14 protein-coding genes are annotated in these 13,926 nt (G+C 62.9%); 6 read left to right on the top strand and 8 right to left on the bottom strand.

Translation table 11 applies throughout. The features are described from left to right. Positions 1 to 12: 12 nt before the first annotated feature. The 4 genes from FRZ40_RS20220 to FRZ40_RS20205 all read right to left on the bottom strand — a co-directional run bounded on the left by FRZ40_RS20220 (position 13) and on the right by FRZ40_RS20205 (position 3,376). Positions 13 to 450 carry a YciI family protein gene (locus tag FRZ40_RS20220; RefSeq protein WP_028366022.1) on the bottom strand — a complete coding sequence of 146 codons (438 nt, stop codon included), beginning with the start codon at positions 448 to 450 and terminating at the stop codon, positions 13 to 15. A gap of 125 nt (positions 451 to 575) precedes the next feature. Further along, complete coding sequence (locus FRZ40_RS20215) at positions 576 to 1,043, bottom strand: DUF4279 domain-containing protein (RefSeq protein ID WP_240057240.1); 468 nt, start codon at positions 1,041 to 1,043, stop codon at positions 576 to 578. Continuing rightward, positions 1,043 to 1,417, bottom strand: a complete 375-nt coding sequence (locus tag FRZ40_RS20210) for a hypothetical protein (protein ID WP_028366020.1) — start codon at positions 1,415 to 1,417, stop codon at positions 1,043 to 1,045. The genes FRZ40_RS20215 and FRZ40_RS20210 overlap by 1 nt, the downstream gene beginning before the upstream one ends. 948 nt (positions 1,418 to 2,365) lie before the next feature. Beyond that, positions 2,366 to 3,376, bottom strand: a complete 1,011-nt coding sequence (locus FRZ40_RS20205; protein ID WP_240057239.1) for a LysR family transcriptional regulator — start codon at positions 3,374 to 3,376, stop codon at positions 2,366 to 2,368. Between the two features lie 102 nt (positions 3,377 to 3,478). On the opposite strand from FRZ40_RS20205, the gene FRZ40_RS20200 reads away from it, so the two are divergent. Then, positions 3,479 to 4,900 (top strand): aldehyde dehydrogenase family protein, encoded by a 1,422-nt coding sequence (locus FRZ40_RS20200; RefSeq protein WP_147235367.1) that lies wholly within the window; start codon positions 3,479 to 3,481, stop codon positions 4,898 to 4,900. Between the two features lie 283 nt (positions 4,901 to 5,183). After that, a complete protein-coding gene (locus FRZ40_RS20195; RefSeq protein ID WP_240057238.1) occupies positions 5,184 to 5,585 on the top strand; it encodes a hypothetical protein in 402 nt (133 codons plus the stop codon). 32 nt (positions 5,586 to 5,617) lie between these two features. Here the strand turns inward: FRZ40_RS20195 and FRZ40_RS20190 are convergent, their stop codons facing one another. Beyond that, on the bottom strand, positions 5,618 to 6,136 hold the full coding sequence (locus FRZ40_RS20190) for a hypothetical protein (RefSeq protein ID WP_147235365.1): 519 nt from the start codon (positions 6,134 to 6,136) through the stop codon (positions 5,618 to 5,620). A gap of 119 nt (positions 6,137 to 6,255) precedes the next feature. Beyond that, positions 6,256 to 6,609 carry a gamma-glutamylcyclotransferase family protein gene (locus FRZ40_RS20185; RefSeq protein ID WP_028366015.1) on the bottom strand — a complete coding sequence of 118 codons (354 nt, stop codon included), beginning with the start codon at positions 6,607 to 6,609 and terminating at the stop codon, positions 6,256 to 6,258. Between the two features lie 213 nt (positions 6,610 to 6,822). Between FRZ40_RS20185 and FRZ40_RS20180 the strand changes: the two genes are divergently transcribed. After that, positions 6,823 to 9,063, top strand: a complete 2,241-nt coding sequence (locus FRZ40_RS20180) for a TonB-dependent siderophore receptor (RefSeq protein WP_147235364.1) — start codon at positions 6,823 to 6,825, stop codon at positions 9,061 to 9,063. Positions 9,064 to 9,164: 101 nt separating this feature from the next. Here the strand turns inward: FRZ40_RS20180 and FRZ40_RS20175 are convergent, their stop codons facing one another. After that, on the bottom strand, positions 9,165 to 9,767 hold the full coding sequence (locus FRZ40_RS20175) for a lysozyme inhibitor LprI family protein (protein WP_147235363.1): 603 nt from the start codon (positions 9,765 to 9,767) through the stop codon (positions 9,165 to 9,167). A gap of 14 nt (positions 9,768 to 9,781) precedes the next feature. Next, on the bottom strand, positions 9,782 to 9,928 hold the full coding sequence (locus tag FRZ40_RS44445) for a hypothetical protein (protein ID WP_167528684.1): 147 nt from the start codon (positions 9,926 to 9,928) through the stop codon (positions 9,782 to 9,784). Between the two features lie 229 nt (positions 9,929 to 10,157). Between FRZ40_RS44445 and FRZ40_RS20170 the strand changes: the two genes are divergently transcribed. The 3 genes from FRZ40_RS20170 to FRZ40_RS20160 all read left to right on the top strand — a co-directional run bounded on the left by FRZ40_RS20170 (position 10,158) and on the right by FRZ40_RS20160 (position 13,912). Beyond that, positions 10,158 to 10,658 (top strand): GNAT family N-acetyltransferase, encoded by a 501-nt coding sequence (locus FRZ40_RS20170; RefSeq protein ID WP_147235362.1) that lies wholly within the window; start codon positions 10,158 to 10,160, stop codon positions 10,656 to 10,658. 51 nt (positions 10,659 to 10,709) lie between these two features. Further along, complete coding sequence (yfcF, locus tag FRZ40_RS20165) at positions 10,710 to 11,345, top strand: glutathione transferase (protein WP_147235361.1); 636 nt, start codon at positions 10,710 to 10,712, stop codon at positions 11,343 to 11,345. Between the two features lie 224 nt (positions 11,346 to 11,569). Further along, positions 11,570 to 13,912, top strand: a complete 2,343-nt coding sequence (locus tag FRZ40_RS20160) for a bifunctional diguanylate cyclase/phosphodiesterase (protein WP_147235360.1) — start codon at positions 11,570 to 11,572, stop codon at positions 13,910 to 13,912. The last annotated feature ends 14 nt before the right edge of the window (positions 13,913 to 13,926 follow it).

Raw genomic sequence — 13,926 nt, 5'->3', positions numbered from 1 at the left:
GTGTCCGTGCGGTCAAGCCGGCTTGTGCGCCTGCCGCTCGATCTCGGCGCGTAACCGGTCTTCCTGCTCGCGCAGTTCCGGCGTAAATTCGTCGCCGAAATCCTCAGCCTCGAATATCTGACGAATTTCGATTTCCGATTCGCCTTCCATCGGATTCGGGCAGCGGCGCACCCATTCAACGGCTTCGTCCATCGACTTCACCTGCCACAGCCAGAACCCGGCGATCAATTCCTTCGTTTCCGCGAACGGCCCGTCGATCACCGTGCGATTCGCGCCCGAAAAGCGCACGCGCTTGCCGCGCGAACTCGGATGCAGGCCTTCGCCCGCCTGCATGACGCCCGCCTTCACGAGCTCTTCGTTGAACTTGCCCATGGCCGCGAGCAGTTCGGTGCTGGGCATCTTGTACGCTTCCGAATCGGTGGTTGCTTTTACGATCACCATGACTCTCATGATTTTCTCCGGGAACGGGTTGTCGGGAATCGCGCGTGACGTGGCGCTTATGTTGACGACGGTTGAGGAGAGGGGAAATCGACAGGGCGGGGTTATTTTTTTCTCAGAGGCCGACGTCGAAGCATCTAACGGTACTCGTCGATCTCGATCGAGCCGCCGAGCGATTCCATCATGGCGTTTATGTCTTCCGGTACGTCGGGTACGCGGTCGCCGCTGTCGTTACTCCAATAGCAGAAGAAGCGCATACGCGCGTCGATACGTTCGACAAGCTGCCGAAGATCGTGGCGGGGAAGCGCCAAACGCTCGATCAGATAACGAAGATGTGGCGCTAACTGGTCGCTGCTGACAATTGATTTGCTGCGCAAGCCCCAAACGCCCGTTCGGCCGGGAACGCTGCTGGTGCGCCCGGACGGCGTTGTAAACGGCTCTCGCTTTCTGACGCAAATGTCCGGTTCCACGCCAAAGTAGCGTGTCCAGAAACTGGGCTCGACGTCATCGCCAGATATGGTGAGTGATGCGTATGCAAGCTGATGTGAGTGCATGTCGAACCTCAGTAATCGTGCGGCACCAACCCCCGCCATGCCGACGTGCATCAGCCCGTCTCGATCTCAAGCGAGTCGAACTCCACGGCGATCTCTGCTCCGACAGTTGAAAAAAGATATGCAATATGTTCGGCACGGCGCTTTCCGAAATGCGCCGACTTTTTCAGCATTTCCATTGCAGCGGCGTACGCCGCGTTATCGGGCGTCAACTCCTCGATGGAGTTGACGATGTTCAGCAATCCGCCGTCGACGATGCTCGCGCGCGTTACCCCGCAAAAACAGACGGTCGCGCGCCGGCTTTGATCGTATAGCCCAAGTTTCAGCGTATTTGGCGTACTCGCGCCGTCTTCCATGGCCGTCGCAATGACATCCAGGTACCAGTCGTGGAAGCCACCGAACTGATCTAGCGAATCTTTGATCGTCATCGAAAATGTCCTGGGGAAGTATGGAAACCGGCCACCCGTGGTCGCGGCTCTGGTCGTCCCAGTTGTGAGCATGCGGGTTCGGTTGGCCGTGATGGTCATCAAAATCGATGTCGACAGCAGGCGTCCCATCCGAACCATACATCCGCCACTGGATCTTTTTTCCCGGTGCGTTCTCGACCCCTGTGTTGGGCGCGCCGTCAAACGGAATCCCGGCTAGTTCCATTGAGTCGCTCGATACATTTTCTGCGCTGTACTCGAACGAATGCGCATCGCCCGGCAGCGTCGATCCTCGCGAAGAGGACGGCGCGTCGAAGTCCTGGGGCGCACGCGGGAGCTTGCCATACATCGGCTGCGCGGCCGCGCGTGTGTCGAAGCAGTCAGGTTGGGACTGCTGGCGCACCGCGGGCCTCCTCCCCCTGTCATCCTGAATGGCTTTCACGCACCTGCGCAAATCGTCATGCCGGGGTACGAAGATCAACTCTCCCCTCCTGACGGCGTCAGGTATCGCGTTGACAACATCCTTGACTTCGAAAATTGTGCAACTGTGAAAGCCGTCGATGCGTCCCAGTACCGCCCTAAGATCTGATTCCGCCGTTGACAGCGAAAGATGCCACAGGCCGCTTTGCAAAAAGGCCATGCGCGCAGACTTCATGGCCACCGTGATATCGGCGATTTCGTCGCGCGGAATTTCAGTGAAATGCCTGTCCGTCCCGAAGCTGTAATGCCGTGTCGGTTCGAACATGCGCGGATTCCATACGCTTAGAGTGATCGGCTGATGCAGGCTTCGCCAGAATAGATGCTTATATCGGTAGTTCTCGTCGCGATTGTCGTAATGCGGTCCAAGTCTAAACATGGATAAGCCCAAAGCAATTCGTCGCGTGGACGGACCGGATATCCATAGCACGGGAATGAGGGCGCAACCGCGCGTCAATCTGTCAAATTTGGTCGTTACTTCTTGTGCCGAATCAGCTTGCCTGGCCGCGCGGTTTTGGATTTTCGAGCCGGTCGGGGTGAGGCAGCGGCGTCCCTGGCGGCAGCCTTGCGTTTCACCGCAGCGTCGGCCCGCTGCGTATCCGCCCATTCACGAATCATCGCAACCAGCGCGCGCAAACCGGCCGGCGCATGACGGCGGCCCGGATAATAGAGACATAGCCCGTCGAGCGGCGGCGTCCAGTCTTCCAGCACGCGCACCAGCGTACCTGCTTCGAGATCGGCGGCGACGGTCCATTCGCTTAGATACGTGAGGCCGACGCCGGCTCGCGCGGCGTCGAGCATCAGGCCGGACTCGTCGAGCGTCAGCGCGCCCTTGCCGTCGATCCGCACCGTTTCGCCATGCCGCTCGAATTCCCACTGCCAGATCGAGCCGCTCGGCATGCGCGTGCGGATGCAGCGATGCTGGCCGAGATCGTGGGGTGTGCGCGGCGGCGCGTGCTGCGCGAAATATGCGGGGCTGCCCACCACCGCAAAGCGCTGCCGGTCGCCGAACGGCACGGCGATCATGTCCTGCGGCACCGTTTCCGCGAGCCGGATGCCCGCGTCGAAGCCCTCGACGACGATATCGATCAGCCGGCCTTCCGTGACGATATCGAGCTTCATCTCCGGATAGCGTTCGAGAAACGCGATGAAAACGGGCATCGCCTGATGCGCCGCGCCCACCGACGTATTGATGCGCAGCGTGCCGCCCGGGGTGTCGCGAAAGCTGCCCGCCTGTTCGAGCGCGACGCGGATGCTCGACAGCGCGGGCGCCACGCTGTCGACGAATTGCGCACCCGCCTCCGACAGCGACACGCTGCGAGTCGTCCGGTTGAACAGGCGCACGCCGATGCGCGCTTCGAGCGCCGCCACCGCGTGGCTCAGCGCCGAGGTCGACACGCTCAGTTCGCTGGCGGCGGCGCGAAAGCTGCGATGACGCGCCACCGCCAGGACTGCTTCCAGTTCCGCCATGCCCGTTGTTTTCATTGTCCTGTTTTGCTCAATAGGTCATGTCCGATTGTACGGCTAGTCGGTTCAATCATGCGCCGCTATCTTTATGCCACTGGAAGCACGTTACGAGGTACGCAGATGCACACAATCGACAAAATCTATATCGACGGCGAGTTCGTCATGCCGCACGGCGAAGAGTGGTTCGACCTCTTCAATCCTGCCACCGAACGCGTGACCGGCCGCGTGCGGCTCGCCGACGCAAAGGATGCGCGCGACGCGATTGCCGCCGCGAAGCGCGCCTTTCCTGCGTTTTCCCGCACCAGCAAGCGCGCCCGCATCGACATACTCAAGCGTATGCACGCCGCTGTCGTCGCGAAAGAGGACGAGCTTTACGAAGCGATCGTCGAGGAATACGGCGCGCCCGTGTCGCGCGGGCGCTGGATGGCGCAGCATGCGAGCAACGTGCTGAGCGAAGCGGCCAAGGTGCTGGAGCACTACGAATTCACGCGCCGTGCGGGCACCGCGGAAGTGGTGATGCAGCCGCTCGGCGTCGCGGGACTGATCACGCCCTGGAACAGCAACGCGGGCTTCATCTGCGGCAAGCTCGCGGCGGCGCTGGCGGCGGGTTGCACGGCCGTCATCAAGCCGAGCGAGATGAGCGCGCTGCAGACGCAGATCGTCACGCAGGCGCTGCACGACGCGGATTTGCCGCCCGGCGTGTTCAACATCGTGACGGGGCGCGGCGATTCCGTCGGCGCGCAGATCAGTTCGCATCCGGATGTCGCGAAGATTTCGTTCACGGGTTCGACGGCTGTCGGCAAGACGATTCTGCGCACGGGCGCCGACACGCTCAAGCGTGTGACGCTGGAACTCGGCGGCAAGTCGCCCGTCGTCGTGCTCGACGATGCCGACTTCGCGCAGGCCGTGCCGCTCGCCATTCACGCGGGCTTCATGAACAGCGGCCAGGCGTGTATCGCGGGCACGCGCATTCTGGTGCCGCGTCGGCGTCTCGCGGAATTCGAAGCGCTCGTGCGCGACGAAGTGGGCCGCGCACAATCGGGCGACCCGCGCGATCCGCGCACGACGGTCGGTCCGATGGTCAGCCAGAAGCAGTGGGAGCGCGTGCAGCGCTATATCCGCATCGGCATCGACGAAGGCGCGCGTCTGATCGCGGGCGGCGAAGGCCGTCCCGATGGTCTCGACACGGGCTGGTTCATCAAGCCGACCGTCTTCAGCGACGTGAGCAACGACATGACGATCGCGCGCGAGGAAATCTTCGGGCCGGTGCTGTCGATCATCGCGTACGGCGACGTCGAAGAAGCCATTGCGATTGCCAACGATACGAACTACGGCTTGCAGGCGTATGTGTTCTCGCAGGACAAAAAGCGGGCGCACGAAGTGGCGTCGCGCATCGAGGCGGGGCGTGTGCTCGTCAACACGCTGGCACACGAGCCTGCCGCGCCGTTCGGCGGTTTCAAGCAGTCGGGCATCGGACGCGAGTACGGCACATATGGGATCGAAGCGTTTCTCGAACCGAAGGCGGTGCTCGGCGCGCTGTGAGCATGCCGTGAGCATGCCGTGGCGATGACCATGGCGGCGATGGGCGGTTCGCCTTTCGCCGTCTTTCCTTTTCTGTCTGGTGTTAGCGCTTCGTCGTGCCTGCGTGCTTCGATCAGGCGGAGCGCGGCGCGCGTTGCCGTGCGATATCGACTCAGTACGCATGTGATACATGAAAGCGTGCGTAAGCGAGCGTGGCGCGGCGGCTCTCCCAACGCGGGGGACGCATTGCTATCGTTTCGGCATCTTCATTACTGCAACGGCAGCGCAATATCTGCCGACCGCCATGATCTCGCTGAAACGAATTTCCCTTCTCGCCGCGCTCGTCGCGCTGACGTCCGCCGCTCACGCGCAAGTGTCGCCATCGTCGGATCTTCCGCCGCAGCACGACGGCCCTGCGCACGATGGTCCGCCGCCGCACGGGCCGGGCTTTGCAGCCGTCAACGATCTCGAGCACCTGCAGCGTCTCTACGACATGAGCGGGCGCGATGCCGAGATGAACGCGGTCTATCACGACGTGCTGTCGAAGACGCACGATCCCGCGCTTCGCCATTACGTGTATGTCGCGCTGGCGCGCAATCAGCTGAAGCCCGCCAACGTCGATCAGGCAATCGACACGATCCGCAAGAGCCTCGACGAAGACATCGAAGCGCTCGACAAGCACGCTGCACTGCCAGCCAGGCGCTAACTAAACGTTTGCGCTAAAGACGGCTGCTCGTATCAGACGAGCAGCGAAATGATCCCGCCTATCGTCAGCCCGGCCGCGAGCCACTTGCCCGCCGAGTAGAAGCTGTTGCGCTCGTCCTGCGGCTGATCCGGCCGCTCCAGGCCCAGTGCCCCATATGCGAACGCCTTCATCGGCGATACGTTCGCGGGCGTTGCATCGTTGCCGGCGTCGACGTCGTCGGTTGCATCGATGTCCGCCGTGTCCGCATCGGTATCCGTGTCCGTGTCGGCGTCCAGGCCGGTGTCGTCCGCGGCCGTGTTGCTCTTCGAACTCACGCTCTCCACGCGATCCGCGCTGTCCGCTCGCTGCACACGGGACGCCGCCGCTGCGCCTTCAGGCGAAATGCTGACCGTCACGCCCGGCTGCGCGGGTTTGGCCGCTGCGTCCTGCTTCGCTTCCTTCTGCATGCTGACGGCCGCGTCTTGCGCGGCTTCAGCCGATGCGTCGCCGGCCACGGAAGCGCGATGTGTCGACGTCGTGGACGCCGTCCCATATCCGACACTGCTTACCATTGCACGCCTCCTTCAGTCGCGAATTCCAGTTGCACTGATGGCGCTAACGTCTGCTTGCGCGCACAACTTTAGAGCGCGTAAGGCGCGGTAAGCAAAACAGCCGCATGCATCAACGTGCGTCAGGCGGCGATGTACACCCACGCGTCGATGCCGGATTTCAGCGTGACGAGCACGCGCCTGTAGTCGTCGACTTCATATTCGTCGGCGGCAGCGAGTTCCTGCGCGGTGATCTCGAACACGGTGCCCGCCACTTCGTCGGCGGGGTTTCCGCTTGGCCGCACGACGGGATGGTGCGTCTTGCCGCTGATCTCGACGACTTTCGGATCGCCGATCGCCAGCAGCGTCTGCGCGTAGCCGGGCAGCGCGTCCGCACGGCCCGCGAGTTCGCGGCCGAAGCTCGAAATCTGCACGTTGCGATCCTGCAGCGTGCCATACGAGAAGAGATAAACGACGTCGGTGTCGGGTGTGTTCAATTGACGCTCCTCGGGTCGAACAAGGTCGGACGAAGCGGCCAGTCTACCGTCGCCGCTTTCTGCGCGCCGTCGACCGTCGTGTGGACGATTGCAGAAAGATTCGGAAAGCAGCAGTCGCGCTCGCTTGTTGCAAATGAGAATAATTCTTAATAAGCTGACGCGCTTTCATCCAATTGACTGCGCCTCGTGCGGGCGCTCCATCAACACGACAACATGACAGACCACACGCCTTTCACGGGGCGCGCCGCCGGCGCGCGCGTTTCAGTCCGCCGCGCCGCCCGCCTGCCGGGCGCGACGCGCCTGCCGCTAGGCGCGGCGCTTCTCGTCAGCGCGGGCGTCGTGCTGTCGTCGGTGACGACGGCGGCATGGGCGCAAGCCACGTCAGCCGACTCCGCTGCGACGACATCGACGACACAGGCACAGCAGCAAGACAAGACGCTGCCGTCCGTGAAAGTCGCGGCCAAACGCGATCCGTCGACCGATAACGCAACCATCAGCGCGGGCGCACTGGGCACGCGCACACAGGTCGACACGCCTTTCTCGACCAACGTGAAGACGAGCGAGGACGCGAAGGATCTGATGGCCAACACGGCCAACGATCTCTTCAAATACGATCCGTCCGTGACCGTGGTCGGCGACAACGCGACGGCCGAGAACTCCGTGTTCAGCGTGCGCGGCCTGCAGATCGACATGCTCAACGGCGTGAAGGTCGACGCTCAGAGTTTCCCGTCGTGGGATACGGATCTTCCCCTCGAACCGTTCGAGCAGGTGCAGTTGCTCAAGGGCCTGTCGGGCTTCATGTACGGCTTCGGCTCGCCGGGCGGCATCGTCAACTACGTGGTCAAGCGTCCGACGGATACACCGTATCGCAGCGTGTCGGTCGGTTATCAGTCGGCGGGCGTGTTCAGCGAGAAGCTCGACGTGGGCGGCCGCTTCGGCAACGACGACCGTTTCGGCTACCGCTTCAATCTCGTGAACGAAGAGGGCAATACGGCCGAAGCGAACGGGCATCTGCGCCGCCAGGTTGCGTCGGTCGCACTCGACTTCCGCATCACGCCGGACCTCGTCTGGAGCATGGATGCGTTCTACCAGAAGCGCAAAACGACGGGCACGCTGTTCGCGATGTACTTCGGTTCGGGCGTCGGCATTCCGGATGCGAGCACGATCAGCCATAACCTCACGCAGCCGCAGAACTACTACGAAACGGAGATGGCGTCGTTCGGCACGGGCCTCGATTACCGGATCAACGACAACTGGCACGCGAGCGTGAAGTACCGCTTCGCGAAGGAAAACCGCTACAACTCGGATAGCCTGCTGTACGTCTACGACAACGCGGGCGACTACTCGAACACGTTGTATGCCGCACTCACGCGCTATTTCTATTCGAACGTCGATGCGATGGTGGAAGGCAGGTTCGACACGGGCAGTGTGAAGCACGACGTCGTGCTGGGCGCGGGCTATCAGACGCAGACGAGCGTGTACGACAACAGCACGGGCTGGAACGACGGCTATAGCCTCGGCATCGGCAACCTGTACAGCAGCACGCTGCTGACGAACGACGAAGTGCATATCGGCGAGAACATGTATCGCCAGTCGTACACGACGCAGGCCGCGCTGTACGCGAGCGATACCGTCGACCTCACGTCGCGTCTGTCCGTGCTGCTCGGCGTGCGCTACACGCAGTTCCGTGAGACTTCGTACAACACGGACTACTCGGTCAGTGCGGGCTATAGCGCGAGCCCCGTCACGCCGACGGTGGCCGTGATGTACAAGACCGATCCTTATTCGACGGTGTATGCGAGCTATGTGGAATCGCTGCAGCAGGGCGGCGCGGCGGGCAACACGAACGTGAACTACGGCGAGACCTTCGGGCCGCTTAAGAGCAAACAGTATGAAGTCGGCTTCAAGACGGATCATCAGAAGTGGGGCGCCAATCTCGCGCTGTTCCGCGTCGATCAGGGCTACGAGTACACGAACTCGCAGAACGTCTATGTGCAGAGCGGCAAGAAGCGTTATACGGGCGTCGATGCGAGCGGCTGGGTGCAGGTCGCGAACGACTGGCGTTTCCTTGGCGGCGTGATGTGGCTGAATGCGAAGGCCGTCGATGTCGACGATACGACGATCGAAGGCAAGCGTGTCTACGCGACACCGCGGTTTACGGCGACGGGCCGCATCGAATACAACCCGTCGTATCTGCGCCAGCTGACGCTCGCGTTCGGCGGCAAGTACGTCGGCAATATGGCCGTCGATGCCGCGAATACGCAGTTCACGCCCGCCTATACGCTGTACGACGTGAGCGGCAAGTACGAGACGCGCATTGCCGGCAAGGACGTGACGTTCCGCGCGGGCATCAACAATCTGTTCAACCGGCGCTACTGGACGTCCGCATACGGCTACTACGTGCTGCCGGGTGCGACGCGCACGGCCGTGGCAAGCGCGACGCTGCAGTTCTGATCCTGTTCGTCAGGGGCAACAAAAAAGCTCGGACGCTGCGGCGTTCGAGCTTTATTTGTTCCGGCAAGGCGTCTTGCAGTTTTGACGCAGCAGTTTGCTGCTTATTGCGAAGCGCTGCCGTCCGCCGAATGCGGTGCAATCATCGCGACGCCGCAGAACCAGCTATCCGATGCAGGCTCGCGCGTCTGCCATTCGGCGCGCTTGCCGAGCACGTTGTTGCATTGCACGGGCGGCACGAGGTCTTGAGTCGTGGCCGTGCATTGCTGTACGTCGCGGGCGAATGTCTGGGTGTCGAATGCTTTGGGCTTGCCGGCGGATTCGCCGGCGGGCTTGCTGACGGCGGCAAGATCGGCGTCGACGGGACGCGCGCGTTCTTCGTCGGGAGCGGGCTTGTGCAATTGCTCGCGGATTTCCTCGATGCGCGTCGAGTACCAGTCGGCCAGGCACGCGATGTCCTTGCAGTTCTCTTCGCGCCATGCCCATTTGCTGTCGCTGTCGCGCCGGTAGGCGCGACGGTCGGCGGCCTGTTTCTGCGCGAGCTTGAACAGCTTGCCGAGTTCGTCGTCGGCTCTGGAGAGCCCGGCGTCATGGCAGATCAGCGTCTCGGCCGTCGAATGCGCGATCGCGCAGTTGAAGCTGGTAGCGTGCGCGTTCGACATCGCGAGCAGGCCGAGCGCGGCGAGGATGGATCGGTTGAGCTTCATGAGATCGCGCCAGGTTAGTGACACACGACGACGCACGTGACGGCGCTGATGCCGGCAGCCGCGCCGACCAGGCCGCCGAGCATGAAAGTCTGAAGCGATGTCGCGCATCCTTGCAGACACAGCACGGCCGCCAGCAGGATGGAAACGGTGGTAAAGCGCATTGGCCCTCGATGCAGATAGTCTCGACCTGCAAGCATAGGTGGCGCGTGCGTGCGCATTCGCGCGAGCAACGGGCGATAAAGCCGATTGCTTACGAGAAGTTGCCCGTGCGTCAGAATGTGGAAGAAATGGCTCTCCCCTCCGTCATGCACAAACGTTCAAGACACGCCGTCTGCACGACCGCTACGCTCCAGACCGTACGGTTGATCCGGTATTCGATGCGAGGACGCTATGACGACTTCACTCACTCCACCCGGGCCTCAGGTCGACCCGCACATCCGCGAGGCGGTGTTTCCGGGCGACACGGAGTCCCTCGTCGCGATCGTTCGCGAGTACGTGCGCTGGCTCGACATGGACCTGTCGTATCGCGGCTTCGAAGAAGAGATGCAGTCGTTCGAGCAGACCTACACGTTGCCGTCCGGCATGTTCTTCATCGTTGAAGTGGATGGCGAAGTAGCCGGCTGCGGCGGCCTGCTGCGTCATTCGGATGACGTCGCCGAGGTCAAGCGCGTCTACGTGCGGCCCGCTTACCGCGGACTTGCGCTTGGCGAGAAGATCATGACGCGCGTGATCGGCAAGGCGAAGTCACTGGGCTTTGCAAAGCTCGTGCTAGATTCGGTACCTCAAACGGCATTCGCGCAAAAGCTGTACGAGCGTATGGGCTTCACGGAAACGGCGCCGTACTATGCGAATCCCGTCGCGGGAACGCGCTTTCTCGAACTCGTGCTGTGAAGTTCTCAACGGAGAGCGCGCGCTAAAAACCTCTGAGCCTGCAAGGAATCCATGTCATCAGCCAACGCTTTGCTTCTCTACGTGGATACGCAATTCGCGAGTCCCTATGCGATGTCGGTGTTCGTCGCGCTTCACGAAAAGCATTTGACATTCGACATGCGGACCGTCGATCTCGGCCAGCATGCGAACAATGAACGCGACTACGCCGCGACTTCGATCACGCAGCGCGTGCCTGCGCTGATTCACGATGGCTTTGCGCTGTCGGAGTCGTCGGCGATCACCGAATACATCGACGAAGCATTCGAAGGCACGGCGCTTTATCCGAAGGACCGGAAACAGCGCGCACGGGCGCGTCAGATTCAGGCCTGGCTGCGCAGCGACCTGATGCCGATTCGCAGCGAGCGTTCGACGGAAGTGGTGTTCTTTGGCGCGCGTGGCGACGCGCTGTCCGCGTCGGCGCGCAGTGCTGCCGACAAGCTGTTCGCAGCCTGCGATGCATGGATCGCGCAAGGCGCACCGCATCTCTTCGATGAATGGTCGATCGCGGATGTGGACCTTGCATTGATGCTCAACCGGCTCGCGCTGCACGGCGACGACGTACCGCCGCATCTGGCCGCTTACGCACGGCGTCAATGGCAGCGGCCGTCCGTGCAGCGCTGGCTCGAACTCCAACGGCCGCCGCTATAGCACGCAGACCCCGGCGCCCGATGTCCCACATAAAGGGAATAACTGGTTGCGCGCGCAACACAAATCGCATCGGATGCAATTTGTCGGGCGTAAAGCGTCAAATGTCAAATGAATCGATGCGCCAAATTGACGCTTTGCGAGTGCGAATTGATCTGAAGTATTAACCTCAGGCCTTTACTGCCGTTATACACGGGCAGAGTGACCGGAACTGGCCTGAGTAGACAATGCTTTTTTCCCCGACGGAACAGACGTCCGACGCCGGATTTCAAAGCCGGTTTCACCGACGTTCGCTGGAACATCAGCGGCCCCTTTCTACCGTGACGATGGCGTTCACCGTCGTCGCCTTCATCACCTTCGTGGGCGCACGCAGCCTGGTCGCAGGACCGGCTGTGCCGCTCGTGTGGCGGCTCGCGTGCGCGCTGGCCCTTGCGCTGCTCGTTGCCGCCATTCCGCGCACGCGCCGCATCTGGGTCTTCGGCGGCATCGGTGTCGCGTACACGCTCGTGCTGCTGGCGGGGCTCGCGCTGAACGTCGCCGGACTCGATGAGCCGCTGTTATGGGCGCTGCCGGCGATGGTCGTCATTTCCGTCTGCGCCGCGCCGCTATGGCTGACGCCCGCGCACTTCTGTATCGGCACCGCGCTCTTCTACGCAGCGGGCACGCCTTTTCTGTTGAGCCTGCCGCATCCGCGCGGCGACGTCAGCGTCGTGTGCTGGATGTGGGTGCTGATCGCCGTGCCGACGGCGGCCGTGTTTCACTTCGGCTTCTACTGGTTCCGGCGCAATCACTTCCTGCTCGAAGACCGGCTCGCGCGCCTCGCTGCCACCGATCCGCTGACGGGCCTGCAAAACCGCCGTGCGTTTCTCGAACAGGCGGCGTTGCGTCTGTCGTCGCTGGAAAGCGGCGCGAAGGTCAGCGCGATCTTTCTCGACATCGACTACTTCAAGTCGCTCAACGACCAGTTCGGGCACGCCGTCGGCGATCAGGCGCTGTCGGACGTGGCGCGCGCACTGAAGGATCTGGCGGCGGCGGGAGACCTGGTGAGCCGTATCGGCGGCGAGGAATTCGCGCTCCTGCACGACGCGGCGCTGCGCCCCGCTGCGCAGCTCGCGGAAACGCTGCGCGTGGCGATCGGGCGCATCGCGCGGCCCGACGGGAAATTGAGCGCGAGCTTTGGCGTCGCGGAATACCGGCCGGGCGAGAGCGTAATGGCGCTGCTCGACCGCGCGGACGAGGCGCTGCTGCGCGCCAAGTATTCGGGGCGCAACCGCGTGTGCGCGGAGCGTGCGACCCTCGTCGATCCCGTGCGCCTCACATGGACGCACGACGCGAAGGACGGCGCAGGGGTGGAGCCCGCCCGCCAGCAATGGGACGATTTCTGGCTGACATCGCATTTCCAGCCGCTTTATAGCCTTTCGCATCAGAAGCAGGTCGGCTTCGAGGCGCTGCTGCGCGGCGAGCGCGAGGACGGCGCGCAAGTGCCGCCCGCCGTGCTGTTTTCGCCGAAGCCGTTCAGCGATCAGGGCGAGCTCGACCGCGTGAGCCACGCGCTGCATCTCGGCAACGCACGCCGTCTGATTCCCGACGATGCGTGGGTGTTCCTGAACATTCTGCCGTCGACGTTCGTCGCCGACGGCTATCCGGAACAACTCGCGCAGATCACGCGCCTGGCGGGCATTGCGTGCGGGCGCGTGGTGCTCGAACTGCTCGAATCGCACGGCGGCAGCGTCGACGACCTGTCGCGCGCGGCGAGCCAGTATCGCGACCACGGCTTTCTGATCGCCGTCGACGACTTCGGCGCCGGGCATTCGAACCTCGACCGCCTGCTGCGCATCCGGCCCGATCTGGTGAAGCTGGACGGCGAACTGATCCGCGCGAAGAGTCCCGGCGCCGACCAGCCGATTCTGCCCAGGCTCGTGTCGCTGCTGCATCAGGCGGGCATGCTCGTCGTGGTGGAAGGTGTCGAGACGACGGAGCAGCTGATTCTCGCCGTCGAATCGAATGTGGATTTCGCGCAGGGCTTTCTGCTGGGCCGTCCTTCGCCGTCCGTCACGCCGCCCGATGCCGTGCACCGGCGCATCGATCACGCGTTCGATGTGATTGCGGAAGGGCGCGCGCACCAGCACGCGCTATTCGAATCGGAAGTGCTGCCGTACCGCCAGGCGCTCGATGCAGGCGTCGACGCATGGCTCAAGGGCACGCCGCTCACCGACGCGTTCTTCGATCTCGCGCAACTGGAACTGTGCATCAGCTGCTTCGTGCTCGACGATACGGGCCGGCAGATCGGGCACGAATTACCGGGCAAGGCGTCGGCGATCGAAGGCGGATCGCTGCATCCCGTTGCGAATCCGCGCGATGCACGCTGGGATCATCGTCCGTATTTCCGCAACGCGGTGTTGAAGCCGGGCGTGCCGATCACGAGCAGCCCGTATCTGTCGCTGGCGAGCGGCAGGCCGTGTATTGCCGTGACGGTCGCGTTGCAGTCGGATGCCGGGCGCTGCGTGGTCGGCGCGGAGCTGGACTGGTCGCTGCAGCGCTTGCCCTGGCCGACGGCCGAGCATTGGTGACGCGCGGCCTGCAA

The organism is Paraburkholderia azotifigens, assembly GCF_007995085.1.
In the GTDB taxonomy this organism is placed as follows: domain Bacteria; phylum Pseudomonadota; class Gammaproteobacteria; order Burkholderiales; family Burkholderiaceae; genus Paraburkholderia; species Paraburkholderia azotifigens.
The sequence above is the reverse complement of the archived record's forward strand: the minus strand, read 5'-3'. Positions and strand labels throughout refer to the sequence as shown.

What these genes read in the sequence shown, in the direction of transcription:
- FRZ40_RS20190 (WP_147235365.1), bottom strand. Translation starts at nt 6,136, where the DNA reads ATGGTAAGCAGTGTCGGATATGGGACGGCGTCCACGACGTCGACACAT.
- FRZ40_RS20170 (WP_147235362.1), top strand. Translation starts at nt 10,158, where the DNA reads ATGACGACTTCACTCACTCCACCCGGGCCTCAGGTCGACCCGCACATC.
- yfcF (WP_147235361.1), top strand. Translation starts at nt 10,710, where the DNA reads ATGTCATCAGCCAACGCTTTGCTTCTCTACGTGGATACGCAATTCGCG.
- FRZ40_RS20215 (WP_240057240.1), bottom strand. Translation starts at nt 1,043, where the DNA reads ATGCACGTCGGCATGGCGGGGGTTGGTGCCGCACGATTACTGAGGTTC.
- FRZ40_RS44445 (WP_167528684.1), bottom strand. Translation starts at nt 9,928, where the DNA reads ATGCGCTTTACCACCGTTTCCATCCTGCTGGCGGCCGTGCTGTGTCTG.
- FRZ40_RS20175 (WP_147235363.1), bottom strand. Translation starts at nt 9,767, where the DNA reads ATGAAGCTCAACCGATCCATCCTCGCCGCGCTCGGCCTGCTCGCGATG.
- FRZ40_RS20220 (WP_028366022.1), bottom strand. Translation starts at nt 450, where the DNA reads ATGAGAGTCATGGTGATCGTAAAAGCAACCACCGATTCGGAAGCGTAC.
- FRZ40_RS20195 (WP_240057238.1), top strand. Translation starts at nt 5,184, where the DNA reads ATGATCTCGCTGAAACGAATTTCCCTTCTCGCCGCGCTCGTCGCGCTG.
- FRZ40_RS20205 (WP_240057239.1), bottom strand. Translation starts at nt 3,376, where the DNA reads ATGAAAACAACGGGCATGGCGGAACTGGAAGCAGTCCTGGCGGTGGCG.
- FRZ40_RS20200 (WP_147235367.1), top strand. Translation starts at nt 3,479, where the DNA reads ATGCACACAATCGACAAAATCTATATCGACGGCGAGTTCGTCATGCCG.
- FRZ40_RS20160 (WP_147235360.1), top strand. Translation starts at nt 11,570, where the DNA reads ATGCTTTTTTCCCCGACGGAACAGACGTCCGACGCCGGATTTCAAAGC.
- FRZ40_RS20210 (WP_028366020.1), bottom strand. Translation starts at nt 1,417, where the DNA reads ATGACGATCAAAGATTCGCTAGATCAGTTCGGTGGCTTCCACGACTGG.
- FRZ40_RS20180 (WP_147235364.1), top strand. Translation starts at nt 6,823, where the DNA reads ATGACAGACCACACGCCTTTCACGGGGCGCGCCGCCGGCGCGCGCGTT.